The organism is Burkholderia pseudomultivorans, assembly GCF_001718415.1.
GTDB lineage: Bacteria > Pseudomonadota > Gammaproteobacteria > Burkholderiales > Burkholderiaceae > Burkholderia > Burkholderia pseudomultivorans_A.
On record NZ_CP013377.1, the window covers coordinates 2,898,159 to 2,915,360 of the forward strand.

Sequence of the window (17,202 nt, forward strand, 5' to 3'; positions counted from 1 at the left end):
ATGGAATGGTTCACTCGGCACCACGGTGCTTATGCCGGCGGGCTCTGCGGCGCAGAGTGGGATCGAGTATCGAAGCGTGCCTGTGGGCCGTCAAATTCAGGCCAATAATGGCCGGCATGAATCGCGCTCATGCGGCCCGGTCGTTCGAAATACTTATCTTTCACGCTGATTGTTGATGCACACGTTCGCGGCACGTGACGAAGCGGACGCCACGTCGTCAGACGGGACGCCCGCACTGGCGCGCTTCAGACCTCGCTGGTCAATCCACGCTTTTTGCGCTATGAGGACCGAACAGGGTCGAGATGGTCTGCCGCAACCACGCAACGCCGGGATCGCTGGCGAACTGCGTGTGCGAGTGGATCTGTATTTCGATGGGGGGCAGCTTGAACGGCAAGGGCAGAATGCGAAAGGCCTTGCCGCGATTGAAGCGCCGCGCAATGCTCTTCGGAAAGATGACTGCGAGGTCCGTGTTCATCACGATCTCGGGCGCGACCACGAAGTGCGGCAGCCGGACCACCACATCGCGCTTGAGATTGAGTTCGTCAAGCCACTGCTCGACCATGCGATGGCCCGTCGCGTTGGTGCTCGCGTAGACGTAGCGCAGCGCGGCCAGGTCTTCGCGCGTCGGCCGCGACTTGCCCAAAGGATGATTCGCGCGCACCACACAGACATGCTCGTCGACGAACAAGGTCCGGCTCACGCAACCCGCATCCAGGCCGGGCACATAGCCAAGCGCAAGGTCGATTTCCCCGGAGCGCATCGCCGCGCTCACGGATTGCACCGGAACATTGACCGCTTCGATTCGGATGCCGCGCGCCTCGCGATCGAGCAACGCGACCAGCGGGGGCAGGAAAAAGAATTCCGACATGTCGGACATCGAGATGCGAAACACCCGTTGCGCCGTCGCCGGATCGAACCTGGCAAGCTGCTGGACCGCCTCGTTGATGATCGACAGCGCCTGGGCGAGCGGCGGGTACAGCCGATGCGCGGCATCGGTCGGCACCATGCCGGTGGGCGTGCGCACGAACAGCGGATCGTCGAAGAGCGTACGCAGGCGCCGCAGCGCGTGACTCACCGCAGGCTGCGTCAATTCCAGGCGGTCGCCGGCGGCGGTGAGGCTGCGCAGATCCCAGATGGCAAGGAATACACGCAGCAGATTCAGATCGGCGAGACCGAGGTTGAGCTTGGTCATACGGTTGACTCACGAGCGAGCGCATGGTCGCGCGATGCGGCCATCAACGTCCGGCGAGATTACCGTATGTGCTGCGCATTGCAAAATGCGGCGCACCACCCCGGTAGGGCGGCAAGGCATGGAAATCGCGCCGCATCAGGTCGCGCACCGGCGAAGCCAGCGCATCGGCGAGCGCCGACACGTCGTCGAAGACGACCTTGTTGCGCTGCATCGCCTCCACGCGTGCGCAAGGCAGGCCGATCGTGCAGTCGATGCGCGTGTAAATCTCCAGCTCGCGCAGCGCGGGCAAGGTCGACATCAACGGGGCGTGATGCTGCAGGTAATGCGCAAGCCAGGAGTCGAAATCGTCGGCGGGGCCTTCGTACGTGACGAGATAGGTGCACCGCTGCTCGCGTGCTCCATCTGCCGGCACGGATGACACCAGCGCGCGCACCGCCATGACTTGCAGCGTGAAGCACTCGACCGACGCCTGTGCGCGCAGCGCGCGATGAATCGGACCATCGTTGCTCGCAGCCGCTTCGAGCGCGGCGAGTTCATCGAAATAGAGCTGCAGCACGCACGATGGCGCATCGGCGGCCGGCGGGATGCGCGGATCGACATGTTGCGTTATCGGCTCGTGCACGATCAGGCTGTGCAAGCCGCCGATACCCCACAACGGCGCGACATCGAGCAGCGGTCGCCGACCGCTCGCACCGGTCAAGAACAGGCAGACTTGCATGGTCACGCCGCCTCGCAGGGTGCGCTCGCGCGCGCGAGCCGATGAAACTGTCGGCCGAAATAGACGAGACCATCGCCGTCCTCGCGCAAGCCGATGTGCTCGACCTGTACGAAGAGCACCGAATGCGAGCCGACCTTCTTGCTGTCGACGATGCAGCCTTCGAGGCTCGCGATGGCGTCGTCGAGTACGGGAAGTTGCAGGGCGCCGGGCCGCGAGCCGCAGCGCGCAAAGCGTTCGTCCATCGAGCATCCGGCCATGCCGGCAAAAACACGCGCCAGTTCCTGCGCATGGGCGCCGAGCACATTGATGCACGCGCGGCCGTTGCTCAGCAGCACGTCGTGAACATAACTCGACTGATTGATGCAGACGAGCATCGTCGGCGGCGTATCGGTCACCGAGCAGACGGCGCTCGCCGTGATACCGCAGCGTCCGTGCGGGCCGTCCGTGGTGATGACGTTGACGGGCGCACCGAGCGAGGCCATTGCATTGCGAAATTGCGCACGCGCTTGATCGTGGGTCATGGCTGCTGTCCTTTCACGGTTCGCCGGTTCAGGGATACGGCGTGACGGGCGGAATACCGACGAAGATCGCGCCCGATGCATCGTAATTGCCTTCGCCGAGGAAGGCGTGTTGAGTGACGACGATCGAATCGCGCACCAGGCGCTGCATGCGGTTCTCGCGATAGATCGCGCCGATGCCCGCCATCTTGTACGCCTGCATCACGATATCGGCACAGGTGTGAGCCGCATGCGTGGCCGACAGGCGCAGCAGATTCGCTCCGGAAGGCGACACCGGGTCGCCGGCGAGCACGGTGCGCCACGACGCTTCCGCCGCTTCGAAGAAAAACGCCCGCGCGCTGCGCAACTGCGCCTCCGCTTGTGCGAGCCCCGATCGATAGTAGGCGCGATCGGCCAGCCGCGGCGCTCCTGTCGTGGTCGTGGTCACGCCGGACATGCCCGCCAGCATGTCGAGCGCGGCGCGCGCCAGACCGATGTTCACGGCTGCATGCACCTGCGCCTGATAGGCGACCGCGGGATACCGATACAGCGGTTCATCGATCAGCGGCGTGCCACCGCGCACGAACGTCCACCGTTCCTCGACGTATTTGTCCTTCAAGCGCAAGTCGTGGCTGCCCGTGCCTTGCATGCCGACCACGTTCCAGTTGTCGACGATCTCGACTTCGCTCGCCGGAAAGACCGCGGTGAAGGGTTTGCCTGCGTTCTTGTCGTCCGCGCCCGCCGGTGCGCCGCCGATCCCCACGCCGATCCAGTCAGCCCCCTTGCAGCCGCTGGCGAAGCGCCATTGACCCGACACGAGGAAGCCGCCGGGCGCGCGCTCGGCTTTCTGCAGCGGATACAAGCCGCCCGCGAAGACCTGATCGGGACCCGTTGCGTAAATCTGCGCCTGCGTTTCGATCGGCAGCGACGCCAGATAGGTATTGGCGGAGCCGAACGCTGCGACCCAGGCGGTGGAGCCATCCGCGATCGCGATACGTTCGAGCATCTCGAGGAAACGCGCAGGCGGCAGCGCGTCGCCGCCGAAACGTTTCGGTGTGCTCGCGCGGAAAATGCCCGCGCGCTTCATTTTTCCGACCATATCGCGCGGTACATGAGACAGCGCATCGAATTCGTCACGGCGGCGCTCGACTTCCTCGATCAGCGCATCGAGCGACAACGGTTCGGCGTACGCCGGATAGTCGTTTTGCGAATCGACGACGGGTTCGCTTTGCAGGGCGTGCATGAGTGGTACCTCTCGGTTAATGGTGTATCGATGTCATTCCGGCCGCTGACGGGCTGCCGCGCGCATCGCTTTCGGAAACGTCTCGCGTGCGAGCAACGTCGCGACGACGGTGATCAGTCCGAGTGCGGCGAGATAGACGGCGACCGGCACGGCGCTGTGGTAGTGCGCGAGAAGCGCGGTCGCGATCATCGGCGAGAGGCCGCCACCGAGTACGGAAGAGGCTTCGCGTCCGATGCCGAGCCCGGAAAAACGCAGGTGCACCGGCAACAGCTCGCTGATGAACGCGGGCTGCGCGCCTTCGAGAATGCCAAGCGTGATGCTGTTGGCCAGGATCAGCGCCGCGACGACCTTCCAGTACTCGCCGGAGCCGAGCAGCGCGAAATACGGCCAGGCAACGAGCACGATGGCGATCGCGCCGACGAGATACACGGGCTTGCGCCCGACCTGGTCGGTCACCCAGCCGAAAAACAGGGAGACGGGGATCATCAGCAGCATCGAAATGCACAGCCCGCTGAGAATCCAGCCCGGCTTGACGCCGAGAAACTGCCCGTAGGCGAGCGAAAACGCGAAGAAAAGGTAGGACGCCGCGCCCTCGCCAAAGCGCAGGCCGAACACGGTGAGCACTTCGCGCGGGCATTGGCGCAGCACTTCGATGACAGGCATCCGGCTTTCGTGGCGCGTCGCCTTCACTTCGGCGAACGCGGCACTTTCTCCGACGGAACGGCGCATCCAGAGGCCGAGGAGCACGAGTGCCGCGCTCGCAAGAAACGGAAGGCGCCAGCCCCAGCTCTGAAAGTCGCCGGCCGGAAGGTTCTGCACCAGCATGAACGCACCCGTGGACAGGACGAAGCCGAGCGCCGCGCCACAAGGGCTCCATGCTGCGAGCGCTCCGCGCTTCGATTGCGGCGCGTTCTCGTGAATCAGCAGGATGCTGCCGCTCCATTCACCGCCGGCGGCGAGCCCCTGAAGAATCCGCAACAGAACCAGCATGACGGGCGCCGCGATGCCGACCTGCTGATACGTTGGCAAGACGCCCATCAGGACGGTGGCCGTCCCCATCGTGAGCAGCGTAAACATCATCACGGCCTTGCGGCCGTAACGGTCGCCGATATGGCCGCACAGCACGCCGCCGATCGGTCGCGCGATAAAGCCCACCGTAAAGCCGCCGAATGCAGCGATGGTGCCCGTCAGCGGATCCGTGCCGACGGGAAAGAACAGCTTGCCGAAGACGAGCGCGGCGGCGGTGCCGTACAGGAAAAAGTCATACCACTCGAGGATTTGGCCGAGCACCGCCGTGGTGACCGCGCGGCGCACATTCGTTGCGGGGCGCGCGGGTCGCGAGTGAGCGAGCACGCCTGGATCGGAGTTCAGGGCTTCGGGGTTCATGGTGACGGAAAACATGAAGTGATGGTTCCCGCTCCCCTGATGCTCAAGAAGCGGCGCGAGTCGTATCGATGCGATGTGCTCACGATATGAGCCACGCCAATCGCGGTCAAATTCGGGACAAAAATGCACGACATGAATCTGGTGCATGTGTGCGCGTGTGCCGTACGAACTCGCCCTTGCTTTGCAGGCCGTATCGAACGCGTTTGTCGATCGTCGTGGTTCGGGGCGGGTTGTCGCTTGAGCCGCACGGCGGCGGACTGCCTGGTGTATCCCCGTCGTGACGGCGATGAGCTTTCATCGCGTCGTTCGACCGCGTGACTCGCAGCGAATATGCGGGGGGTTCAAGATCCTGAGCGGCGTCAGGCGGGCAAGTCGCTGTGGCGCTCGATCACGCCTTGGATGAGCGATGGAATTGCACGAGAGGGGCCGGTCCATCAGGACGCGGCCTGCTACCACGGGGTCCGGGCTCGGGCATGCACCGCACGCCGCAGGGCCGGATAATCGTTGAGGGAAGCCTCACGCATCGGTTCTTCCGCGTGGCCGTCGAGAGCCGAACGTTCCATTCACGGCACGTCCGCGCCCCGCGCCGCGTGCAGCAGCTCGAACCAGTGTTCGCGTTCGAGCGTGACGCGCGTCGCCGCCACGGCCTCGCGCAGCGCCGCGATCCGGCTCGAGCCGACGATCGGCAGCGGCCGGCACGGCAACGCGAGGAGCCACGCGAACAGCACCACAGTCTCGGGCACGCCGAGCGCGGCCCCGATCCGTTCGGCACAGGCGCGCACGCGGGTCGCCGCAGGCAACGCGTCGGTCAGCACGCGACCGCCCGCGAGCGGCGACCACAGCATCGGCGAACAGCGCCAGCGCTGCGCCTGGTCGAAGGTGCCGTCGTCGAGCGGAGCGAGATGCAGCAGCGAACACTCGACCTGGTTTGTCGCAAGCGACATGCCGAGCGCCCTCATCCGGTCCTGCAGCAATTCGGCCTGTGCCGGCATGAAGTTCGATATCCCGAATTCTCTCACCTTTCCGTCACGCCGCAGGCGGGCAAACGTCGCGGCGACTTCGTCCGCGTCCATCAGCGGATCGGGACGGTGCAGCAGCAGCAGGTCGATCCGGTCGGTACGCAGCGCGCGCAGCGACTGCTCGACCGATGCGACGAGATGCGCGGCCCGCGTGTCGTAGTGCTTGATCCCGTGTGCGGGCCGGCGCGCCGACACGAGCCGGATCCCGCACTTCGTGACGATCTGCATCCGCTCGCGCAGGTGCGGCGCCTCGACCAGCACGTCGCCGAACAGGCTCTCGGCCGTATAGTCTCCGTAGATGTCGGCATGATCGAAACTCGTCACGCCGAGTTCGAGCGCTGCCTCGACCAGCGCGCGGCGTTCACGGCCCGACAACGCCCAGTCGCCGATCCGCCACATCCCGAACACGATGCGCGAGAACGGAGCGGCATCGGCCCCCATCGATATCGTCGGGCAGCGTTCCGTCATCGCGTTCACCACCACCATTCGACCTGCGCGCCGACCGTCGAACCCGTGCGCGACGTGCCGAAGATGCCCGTCGTCGACAGCGGATCGCCGGGCGCCGCTGCATCCTGCGCAGCCTGGTTCCAGCGCGCATACGTATAGAACACACGAAATTCGGGCCGCGACCAGAACGAGCGGTCCATCGCAAGCGTCAGTGCGACGCTCGCCTTCAGCAATGTGCGCGTCGGCCCGCAGGACGGCACCACGCGATCGTGCCCGAGGTCGCCCTGCAGCTTGATGTGCTGCGTGAACGCGTACACGGGCCGCACGCCCATCGATATCCAGGTCTGCGAGCCGCCCGACGGCGCGATGTCGCGCTGGTAAATACCGACCACCTGTCCGCTGAAGTCGCGCGTCGCCTGCCAGTCGAACGCGTCGAGTACGCGGAAACTCTTGTAGCGGTTGTCGTTGGTCAGCGTTCCCGTGTAGCCGAGGCCCGTGCCCGGACCGACGCCGTACTGGAACGCCAGCTTGTTCTTGCCGCCGAGCAGGTTGGTCTGCACGTGCTGAACCGTAAACGACCAGCCGCCGTGCGCGTCCTGCAGCGTGCCGCTCGCGTTCAGCACCGGCGCGCGCGCCGGAATGTACGACAGGCCGAACTGCAGTTCGCCGCCGGGGTTCGGATGCACGCCCGACAGCTGCAGGTCGTGACGCGTCGCGTAGTTGGGCTGGTCGATGTAGTCCTCGCGGAACAGCGCATAGCTGAGCTTCAGGCCGCCGCCGATCGGCACGTTCTCGATGCCCGCGCCGAGGCCGCTCGGGTTCCAGTAATAGAAGTCGTTCATGTGAACGTCGTTGCGCCGGTAGTAGATGCGCCCGAACCAGACGCGCATGTCGTCGAGCCCCGGAAAGTTCGTGAGCTGCACGTATGACTGCGGCAGGCGCACGCGGCCGTGATCGCCGTTGAAGGTCGGCATGCGATCGAGGTCGTTGACGAGGCTCGCCATGCCGACCGCCGATAGCTGCATGCCGTTCGAGAACTTGTACAGCGTCTGGTCGATCTCCAGCTCGCTGTAGACCTGGCATTCGTTGCCGAGCCGGTATTTGCTCTGCGCGCCCGGCAGCTGGAAGCAGGCCTGCGAATGGCTGTCGCTGGTCCCGACGCCGGCCCGCAGGTAGCCATGAAACTGCGTCCACGGCGTCAGCTGGTTCCATGCAGACGACGGCGTCGGCGTCACCACGTTGGCAGGGCTCGTGTCGGCCGGCACGACGCCGGTGGCCTGCGAAAGGCCGCCCGGCGCGCTGTCGGCGATAGTCGCCGCCGGATCCGGCGCCGCGTGCAGCGCAGTCGATGCAATCGCCAGCGAGAAAGCGGCGGCAAGCCGCGTGAGCGTGAACGGGGTTCGTGCCGGGCCGCGCGCGACGCGGCCTGCTTCGTCGATCATGAACGTGTCTCCAAACGTTGTCAGTGCGCCGCGTGCGATGCGCGGCGTCATCGAATAGCTGTGGTGCTGCGTCGTCCGTCGTGCTGGCGGCGGGCCGACGCGGCGGACGATCCGCGCGCCGGCCCGATACGAAGTCGATTCGCGGCTTCAGCCCGCGACGTCGAGGTCCACCACCGGCGGCGCATCGACGGCCGCCGCTCCCGGTGCGTGAATGCGGATCGGCTCGCCGGCGGCCGCGCTCGCATAGATCGCGTCGAGAATCTCCATCACGATCAGACCTTCCTCGCCGGACGCGGGATGCGGGACGTCGCACAGAATCGCCTCCGCGTAGTCGTACATCGCGGAGTGCGCGCCTTCCGCGGGCGGGTTCAAGCGCATGTCGAACTGCGCGCCGTTCTGCTCGACGAACACGTGCGCGTCGAACGTGTAGCCCTCGTTCAGGTTCTTCTGCAGCAGCCCGGCGCGCGTGCCGAGGAGGCGCGTTTCCATCAGCTCCGCTTCCTGGATATGGGTCGCCCACGACGCCTCGAGCGCGAGCGTCGCGCCGTTGTCGAAACGGATCAGGGCGGCCGCCAGATCCTCGACGTCGAACGTCTTGCCCGCACGCGCGGCCAGCTCGCGCGCGATCGGATCGTAGGTGCTGCCCATCACCCATACCGGTTTCGGATAGCCCATCAGCCACAGCGCGAGATCGAGACGATGCACGCCGAGATCGATCAGCGGGCCGCCGCCCGCCAGCGCCTTCGTGCCGAACCAGCCGCCGAATCCGGGCATCCCTCGCCGGCGATGCCAGACCGTGCGCCCGAAATAGAAATCGCCGAACAGGCCGCTCTCGACCTGCGCCTTCAGCGCGCGCGACTGCGCGCTGAAGCGGTACGAGAAATTGATCATCAACCGCTTGCCGGCGCGATGCGCGGCGATCAGCATTTCACGGCCCTCGTCCGCGTTCATCGCCATCGGCTTCTCGCACAGCACGTGGCAGCCCGCGTCGAACGCGGCGAGCGTCAACTCGCGATGAAACTTATTCGGCGTACATACGCTGACGACGTCCAGCTTCTCCGCTGCGAACATCGCGTCGGCCGACGCATAGCGCGCGTCGATGCCGAACGCGTCACCGACCTTCGCGAGCCGCTTCGTATCGGGATCGGCAATCGCGACCACGTCGACATCCGGATGTTCGCGCCAGCCTTCGACATGCTTGCGGCCGATCCCGAGTCCGATCACGCCCACGCGCAGGCGACGGCCGCGCGCAATCGCCGCCACTTCCGGCAGCTCTACCTTGTAGTCGTCGTTCATGCGAGGTCTCCTGCGCTTTGCTGGATGCCGACGTGCGCGAACTGCCGGCTGTTGTCGCCGAGCTTTTCGAGCGGCGGCGAGTTCGGGCAGCGGTCGGCGATGTTCACGCGCGGCGCGGCCCACTGCACCGCATTCGCGATCACGCGCTGTACGTTGCGATCGTGATAGGTCGGGTAGGCCTCGTGCCCGGGGCGGAAATAGAAGATCCGGCCGTGGCCGCGCTCCCAGCAGCAGCCCGAGCGGAATACCTCGCCGCCCTCGAACCACGAGATGAACACGGTGCTGTCCGGCTGCGGAATGTCGAAACGCTCGCCGTACATTTCCTCGTGCTGCAGTTCGAAGTACTCGCCAAGACCCGCCGCGATCGGATGCGACGGTTCGACGACCCACAGTCGCTCCTTCTCCGCGGCCTCGCGCCATTTCAGCGAACAGTTCGTGCCGAGCAGGCGGCGGAAGATCTTCGAGAAGTGCCCGGAATGCAGCACGATCAGGCCCATGCCTTCGAGCACGCGGCGCTGCACGCGCTCGACGACCTCGTCGGAGACCTTCGCGTGAGCCTTGTGCCCCCACCAGATCAATACGTCGCACGCGGCAAGCCGCGCTTCGCCGAGGCCATGCTCGGGCTCGTCGAGCGTCGCGGTGCCGATCTCGAGCGGCAACGCACCGTGGCCGAGCGCCGGCGTCTCGGCGAGCGCGCTGGCGATCACCTGGTGCAGGCCGTCGGGATAGACCGCACGCACGCCCGCGTTTTCGCGTTCGTGCTCGAACTCGTTCCATACGATCACTGACAGCTTCTTGTTTAGCATGACTATCCTTTATCGATGATTTGGCGCCCATTCGACAGCGGCCATGCGCCCTGACCGCCTGAAACCCGTGGCCGGATTTGCCGCGCGCCGCTCAGGCGATCGCGAGCGCCGGCGCGGCAGGCTCGCGCGGCATGCGTACCGCCGCGCGCCCGTCCGGATGAAACAGATGCAGCGCGGCGGCCGGCAGATCGACGCGCATGCGCTCGCCGACCCGCGCGCCGGCGGCATCGGTCTTCGCGACGATCGGCTGGTCGCACAGCGGCGTGTCGAGATACAGATAGGTGTGTTCGCCCATCTGCTCGACGTGCGCCACCTGGCCCGTCACGGTGCCGGTGCCGACCCGCACGTGCTCGGGGCGGATGCCGAGGGTCACGGCGGCGCCCGGCTCGAGGCCGTCGCCGGACACATCGGCGCCGAGCGGGTGCTCACGAACCAGCACGCGAACCTCGCCGCCGCCGGCCGCCGCGACGCTTGCCGGCAGGAAGTTCATCGCGGGCGAGCCGATGAAGCCGGCGACGAACTGGCTCGCCGGAAGGTGATACAGGTCGAGCGGCGTGCCGATCTGCGCGATGCTGGCGATCCCGCTGCGCCCTTCGAGCGGCCGCAGCAGCACGATCTTGTCGGCAAGCGTCATCGCCTCGACCTGGTCGTGCGTCACGTAGATCATGCTGGTGCTGTCGAGGCTGCGGTGCAGCCTGGCGATCTCGACGCGCGTCTTCACGCGCAGCGCCGCATCGAGATTCGACAACGGTTCGTCGAACAGGAACACCTTCGGCTTGCGCACGATCGCCCGGCCGATCGCGACGCGCTGCCGCTGCCCGCCGGACAGTGCGCCGGGCTTGCGTTCGAGCAGTTCGCCGAGGCGCAGCGAGCCGGAGGCGAGCCGCACCCGCCGGTCGATCTCGTCCTTCGGCAAGCGCAGATGACGCAGGCCGAAGGCCATGTTTTCGTAGACGGTCATGTGCGGATAGAGCGCATAGCTCTGGAACACCATCGCGATGTCGCGCTGCGCGGGCGCGAGCGTGTTGACGCAGCGGCCGTCGATCCACACATCGCCGGCGCTCTGCTCTTCGAGGCCGGCAACGATCCGCAGCAACGTCGACTTGCCGCAGCCCGACGGGCCGATGAACACGCAGAACTCGCCCGGCTCGACCGTGAGATTCACGTCGCTGAGGATGGGGGTCGTGCCGAACTGCTTGCGAAGACCGCTCAACTTGATCTGACTCATGTTTTCCCTCCTGATCCTGTTCGGGCCGATACGCGTCAACCCTTGACCGCACCGGCGGTCAGGCCGGAAACGATTTGCCGCTGAAACACCAGCACCAGCAGCACGAGCGGCACGGTGACAATGACCGACGCGGCCATGATGGTTCCCCACGGCAGCTCGAAACTGCTCGCGCCCGAGATCATCGTGATCGCGACGGGCACCGTGCGCTGGCTCGACGAGATCATGAAGGTCAGCGCGAACAGGAACTCGTTCCACGCCGATACGAACGCGAGCAGCGACGTCGCGGCCAGCGCCGGCCGCAGCAGCGGCATGAAGATCCGGAAGATCAGCGTGAACACGCCGACGCCGTCGACGAGCGCCGCCTCCTCCAGCTCGCGCGGCAACTCGCGCATGAAGGTGACCAGAATCCAGATCGTGAACGGCAGCGTGAAGATCAGGTCGGACAGCACGAGCGCGCCGAGGTGGTCGTACAGGCCGAGCGAACGGACCAGCTCGAACAGGCCCGACAGGATCGCGACCTGCGGAAACATCGACACGCCGAGAATGCACATCATCAGCACGCCGCGTCCGCGAAACGACACGCGACCGAGCGCATACGCGGCGAGCACCGACACGGCGAGCGACAACGCGACCGCCCCGCCCGCGACGAGCGCCGAGTTCAGCAGGTACGCGCCGAACGGCTGGTCGCGGAACAACTGGCGATAGTTGTCGAGCGACGGGTTGGCCGGGAACAGCGACGCGTCGAACAACGCATCGCCATGCTTGAACGACGTCCCGATCATGTAGAGGAACGGAAACAGCGCGATCGCCAGCACGAGCGCGGAAAGCAGCCCGTGAATCGCGATGTCGAGCGGATGCTTCTTCATGTCACGCCTCCTGCATCCGGCGGCGGCTCACCGCCATGTAGCCGATGGTGAACAGCACGATCGTGACGAACAGCAACATCGCCGACGCCGACCCGAATCCGACCTGCTGGAAATCGATCAGCTGTTCGCGCACATAGATCGACATGCTTTTCGTGATCCGGCTGTTCGACGTCATCACATAGATCAGGTCGAACACGCGCAACGCATCGAGCGAGCGGAAGATCATCGCGACCAGCACGCCCGGCAGGATCAGCGGCAAGGTCACCGAGCGAAACACGCGCCAGCGCGGCACGCCGTCGACACGCGTCGCCTCGTAGCAATCGCGCGGCACGGTCTGCAGCGCGGCGAGCATCAGCAGCGCCATGAACGGCGTGGTCTTCCACACGTCGACGAGCACGATGGTCGGGAAGACCAGGCGTGCATCGGCGGTGAACGCGAGCGGCTCGTGGATCGCGCCGATCGACATCAGCATCGCGTTGACGATCCCGAACTGGTCGTTGAGCATCCAGCTCCAGACCTTCGCCGACACGACGGTCGGGATCGCCCACGGCACGAGTACGGCCGCACGCAGCAGCGTCCGCAGCCGCGACGGCACGTCGAGCAGTAGCGCGACGCCGAGGCCCGTGCCCGTTTCGAGCGCCACCGACACGACGGCAAACAGCACGGTATTGCCGACGGCCTGCCACCAGGCCGGATCGCGCAGCACGCCTGCGGCGCCGAGATAGTTGTCGAGGCCGACGAAATGGCGCTGCGACAGATCGGACAGCTGCGCGTCCGTCAGGCTGAACCACGCCGTGCGCAGCAGCGGCCAGCCGGCGATGGCCGCCAGCGCGAGCAGTGCAGGCGCCACCAGCAGCCACGCCTGGCGCCGCCGCGAGCGGGCAAGCCCGACTCGGGCCCGCACCGGCTCCTCCATGAATGCAGGACTGCTACTTATCTCGATGCTTCCGGTTCTCATTCGATGTCTCCTGTCAGCCCGGCATCCTGCGGAGGCCGGCCCGATCGATCAATCGTGCGCGACGCTCAGTGCCAGCTGCCGCCCGGCGCGAGCCGGTTGAGCGTGGCGGCGAGTCGCGCGAGCGCGCCGGCTGCCGTATCGCTGCCGGCGAGCACGTCGTGCGCGGCATTCCAGAACTGGTTGCTGACCTGGTTGTACTTCGCGCCGGTCACGGTCGACGGCCGCGCGACCGCCGTGCTGAAGGTTGGCAGCAGATCGGCCATGAACGGGTTGGCCTGCAGGATGTCCTTGTCGCGGTAGAGCGCCGGCATCGTCGGGTTGTACGCACCCTGGATCGCACGCATCTTCTGCACGTCCGCGCTCGCCATGTACATCACGAGATCGGCGGCCAGTCTCGGGTTCGGCGAGTAGCGCGATACGGCCAGCTGCCACCCGCCCAGCGCAGCGGCCGGGCGACCGTCGGCGCCGCCCTTCGGCAGCGGCGCAATGCCGACCTTGCCCTTGATCGGGCTGCCCGCACGATTCGCGATCGCCCAGGCATACGGCCAGTTGCGCATGAACACGGCGTTACCGGCCTGGAACACGCCACGCGCCTCCTCTTCGCCGTAGTTCAGCACGGCCTTCGGGCTGATCGTGCCGACCCATTTTGCCGACTGCTCGAGCGCCTTGATCGCACCCGGGTTGTCGATCGTCACGCGGCCTTTGTCGTCGACTACCGTGCCGCCGTTGTAGCTGCTGACCCACTCGAGCGCATCGCAGGTCAGTCCCTCGTACGCGCGCCCTTGCCACACATAGCCCCAGACCTTCTCGTTGCCGGCGGCACGCTCGCCCGACTGGATCCTGCGTGCGGCGGCATCGAGTTCCTCCCACGTCGCAGGCACTTTCACGCGGTACTTGTCGAGCAGGTCCTTGCGGTAGTACAGCAGGCCCGTGTCGATGAACCACGGCATCGCGACCAGCTTGCCGTTCACCGTATCGTTCGCGACGATGCTCGGAAACGACTGGCTTTCCAGCCCTTTGCTGTACGGCTTCAGGTCGATCAGGTGGTTCGCGAGAATGCCCGGCCAGACCGTATCGATCTGCATCACGTCGATCTTGTCCGAGCCGCCGCCCAGCAACTGCTGATACAGCGCGAGTGTTTCGCTCGAGTTATTCGGCATGCTGATGAACTCGACCGCGTTGCCGGTCTTCTCGGCCCACCGCTTCGCCGAGACCTGGCAAATGTCCTGATCGACGCCGGCTGCACCGCATGCGATCCGCAACGTCGCCGCGCCTGCGCTGGCGGCCGCGGCGGCCGTCAGCGCGAGCGTCATCGTCAGCAAACCTGCCTTGAGCTTCATCATTCGGTGTCTCCAGTTTTTTCGAATCGTCGAATCGTGCGCCGCGGTGTCGCGAGCGCGTCGCCGGGTGCCGTGGGTCTATGAGACTCCAGTCCCGTTAATCGAAAATTTCGGAAACGCGCCGCGCCATTAACAATCGAAACAATCGCCGTCGCGGCTCAGCCCAGCAGCGCGGCGAGCGCCGCCAGATCGAACGGCTTCGGCACGAACGGCACGTCGGCGCGCCAGTCGGGATGGGTCTGATGAATCTCGGGCGGCAGGCCCGAAGTCAGCGCAACGCGCTGCGCCGGCCAGCGCTCGGCGAGCCGCGCCGCGAGCGCGATGCCGCTGCCGCCCGCGCCGAGCGAGATGTCCGACAGCACCAGCGTGACAGGGCCGTGCTCGGCCAGCCAGCGCAACGCCGCGTCGCCGGTCGCCACCGCATCGGCCCGCGCGCCGAGCGCCGTGAACTGGCTGAGCGCCGTGTCGCGCACCTCGGGATCGTCGTCGACCACGAGCACACGGGCACCGGTCCGCCCTGCAACGGTCGCCGCCGCCGGAACGGCCGGCGCGCCACGCCGCTCGGGCGGTGCGCTCTCGGGCAGCCACAGTTCCACGCGCGTCCCCTGGCCGACCTCGCTGTAGATGCGCAGATCGCCGCCGCTCTGGCGCACGAAGCCGTAGACGCTGCTGAGCCCGAGCCCGCTCCCCTCGCCGGCCGCCTTGGTCGTGAAGAACGGCTCGATCACCTTGTCGAGCAGCACCGGGGCGATCCCGCATCCCGTGTCGGCGACGCTCAGCACGATCGCGTGCGGCGCGCCGACCCCGTCGGCCGCCGGCGCGCGGCGCGCGGCCAGCACCAGCGTCCCGCCGTCCGGCATCGCGGCGGCGCTGTTGAGCGTCAGGTTGAGGACCGCATTCTCGAGCTGGCCGCGGTCGACGTTCACCCACATCGCGTCGGCGGCCGGCTCCAGCACGACGGTCACCCGCTGGCCTGCGGAATATTCGACGAGATCGAGCATCTCCGCGAGCATCGCCCGCACTGACACGCGTTCTGCCTGCAGCGGCTGGCGCCGCGCGAACGCGAGCAGCCGCCGTGTGAGCCGCGACGCGCGCTCGGCCGCGCGACGCGCCCGCTCGGCCATCGTCTGCGCATCCTGCTGGCCGTCGAGCCGCGGCAGCAGCAGTTCCAGGTTGCCGAGTATCGCGACCAGGAAGTTGTTGAAATCGTGCGCGACACCGCCCGTCAGCTGGCCTAGCACGTCCATCTTCTGCGCCTGGCGCAACTCGGCCTCGACCGCGCGCCGGCTCGTCAAGTCGCGGCAGACCGCCACCCATCCGCCGTCCGGGAGCGGCTGGCAGTGGAATTCGAGGGTGCGCTGGTCGCGCAGGTGCAGTTCGGCCGACGCGGCAATGCGTGCGCCATCCGAGCTGCGGGTCGCGGTCTCGCGCGACACCTGGCGCCAGCGCGCGGGCTGATGCATGGCCTGCCGCAGCATCGCGAGCGACATGCCTGCATGCAGCGTGCGCGGGTCGATCCCGAGCAGCGTTGCGAAGGTCGGATTCCACGCGATCAGGCTGCCGTCCGTGGCGTGGACGGACACCCCGTCGTTCATCGAATTGAGCACCGACTCCTGCAGACGGCGCTGCGACTCGAGGCCGTGGGTCAGTTGCTCCTTCTCGATGAGGTTGGTGCGGAACACCTCGAATGCGCGCGCCAGTTCGCCGATCTCGTCCGGCCGGTGCGTCGACGGCACCCGGTCGGACGTGATCCCTTTCGCGAGTCGCGCCATCACGCGCGTCATCGCCTGCAGCTTGTGCAGGATCCGGCTCGCATACGCGACGCCGAGCAGCGCCACCGCGACGCCCGCGACGGCCAGCAGCAGCAGGCCCGACTGGCTGGAGACCGCGACCTTGCGCACCTTGTCGCTGCGCTCGCTGGCAATCTGCCGCAAGCGTTCGACGTAGCGTGCCGACTTGCCGCTCAGGTGATCCGCGTGGCCGCGCAGGAGCGTGACGAGATAACCCGTCTGCGCTTCGCTCGACAGAAACTCGCGGCGCACCGCGAACACGCTGCGCGCGCCGCCGTCGAGTTGCTGCAGCGCCTCGGCAAGCGCCGGCCGGCGGCGGTCTTCGGCGCGTTCGCGCACGCGCAGCCACAGCGCCTCGTTGTCGCTTTCCGCACTGCCGAGTTCCGCCGCGTTGGCTGCCTGCAGCGCACCGGCCGTCCGGGCCCAGATCTCGAGCAGCGTCGGCGCCTGCTGTGCGATCACGCTCTTGTCGCGCGCGATGCCGTCGCCGATGCCGTCGTTCGCGAGGCGCAGCGCGCTCAGCTCCTCTTTCAGCTGTCGCTGCCTGCCCGACACGATCAGCAGCCGGGCGAGATCCTGGTCGATCGCGTCGAGATCGTCGATCACCGCAAGCTGCTCGCCCGCCTTCGCGGCAGGGCCCGGCTGTTTGCCGGAGGCTGGCGACAGCCGCCGGATGTCGCCGAGCAGGCCGCGCATCAGCTCGGTGTCGTTGTGCAGCAAGTCCGGCGAATCGGTCAGCATCATGCTCGGCGCGACGGCGGCGAGCTGCGCGACCTTGTCCGACAACTCGAGCGCGCGGGCGATTTCCGGCACCACGTTCGCTTCGTATTCGTCGAGCGCGTTCTGGTTCGCGCGCATGGACAACACGCCGACCACCACGACCGCGAGCGTGATGCCGAACAGCAGCAGAAACGTCGCAATCAGCTTGGCCCGGACACTCCAGGGCGGCAACAACGTCAACGTCGCGCGCATCG

14 protein-coding genes are annotated in these 17,202 nt (G+C 66.8%); all 14 read right to left on the reverse strand.

All coding sequences use genetic code 11. From position 1 onward, the window contains the following. Positions 1-259: 259 nt before the first annotated feature. Positions 260-1,192, reverse strand: coding sequence for a LysR family transcriptional regulator (locus WS57_RS12560; protein WP_059516319.1), 933 nt, complete (start codon positions 1,190-1,192; stop codon positions 260-262). A 43-nt stretch (positions 1,193-1,235) separates the two neighbouring features. Further along, entirely contained in the window at positions 1,236-1,910 is a 675-nt protein-coding gene (locus WS57_RS12565) for an EthD family reductase (protein ID WP_069244291.1), read from the reverse strand. Positions 1,911-1,912: 2 nt separating this feature from the next. Continuing rightward, on the reverse strand, positions 1,913-2,431 hold the full coding sequence (locus WS57_RS12570) for a flavin reductase (RefSeq protein ID WP_040130687.1): 519 nt from the start codon (positions 2,429-2,431) through the stop codon (positions 1,913-1,915). A 28-nt stretch (positions 2,432-2,459) separates the two neighbouring features. Next, a complete protein-coding gene (locus tag WS57_RS12575) occupies positions 2,460-3,650 on the reverse strand; it encodes an acyl-CoA dehydrogenase family protein (protein WP_009692570.1) in 1,191 nt (396 codons plus the stop codon). 33 nt (positions 3,651-3,683) lie between these two features. After that, complete coding sequence (locus WS57_RS12580; protein ID WP_069244292.1) at positions 3,684-5,036, reverse strand: MFS transporter; 1,353 nt, start codon at positions 5,034-5,036, stop codon at positions 3,684-3,686. 563 nt (positions 5,037-5,599) lie between these two features. Then, positions 5,600-6,523 carry an aldo/keto reductase gene (locus WS57_RS12585; protein WP_230945590.1) on the reverse strand — a complete coding sequence of 308 codons (924 nt, stop codon included), beginning with the start codon at positions 6,521-6,523 and terminating at the stop codon, positions 5,600-5,602. 5 nt (positions 6,524-6,528) lie between these two features. After that, positions 6,529-7,944 (reverse strand): maltoporin, encoded by a 1,416-nt coding sequence (locus WS57_RS12590; RefSeq protein WP_081056780.1) that lies wholly within the window; start codon positions 7,942-7,944, stop codon positions 6,529-6,531. A gap of 147 nt (positions 7,945-8,091) precedes the next feature. Beyond that, complete coding sequence (locus tag WS57_RS12595; RefSeq protein WP_059604372.1) at positions 8,092-9,240, reverse strand: Gfo/Idh/MocA family protein; 1,149 nt, start codon at positions 9,238-9,240, stop codon at positions 8,092-8,094. Continuing rightward, a complete protein-coding gene (locus tag WS57_RS12600) occupies positions 9,237-10,046 on the reverse strand; it encodes a ThuA domain-containing protein (RefSeq protein ID WP_059477487.1) in 810 nt (269 codons plus the stop codon). Before WS57_RS12600 ends, WS57_RS12595 begins: the two co-directional genes overlap by 4 nt. Positions 10,047-10,137: 91 nt before the next feature. After that, complete coding sequence (locus WS57_RS12605) at positions 10,138-11,274, reverse strand: ABC transporter ATP-binding protein (protein WP_059516330.1); 1,137 nt, start codon at positions 11,272-11,274, stop codon at positions 10,138-10,140. Positions 11,275-11,309: 35 nt separating this feature from the next. Next, a complete protein-coding gene (locus WS57_RS12610; RefSeq protein ID WP_009687651.1) occupies positions 11,310-12,140 on the reverse strand; it encodes a carbohydrate ABC transporter permease in 831 nt (276 codons plus the stop codon). Between the two features lies 1 nt (position 12,141). Then, positions 12,142-13,098 (reverse strand): carbohydrate ABC transporter permease, encoded by a 957-nt coding sequence (locus WS57_RS12615; RefSeq protein ID WP_230945591.1) that lies wholly within the window; start codon positions 13,096-13,098, stop codon positions 12,142-12,144. 65 nt (positions 13,099-13,163) lie between these two features. Then, a complete protein-coding gene (locus WS57_RS12620; RefSeq protein WP_081056776.1) occupies positions 13,164-14,441 on the reverse strand; it encodes an ABC transporter substrate-binding protein in 1,278 nt (425 codons plus the stop codon). 155 nt (positions 14,442-14,596) lie between these two features. Then, complete coding sequence (locus WS57_RS12625) at positions 14,597-17,200, reverse strand: ATP-binding protein (protein ID WP_059516333.1); 2,604 nt, start codon at positions 17,198-17,200, stop codon at positions 14,597-14,599. Between the last annotated feature and the right edge of the window lie 2 nt (positions 17,201-17,202).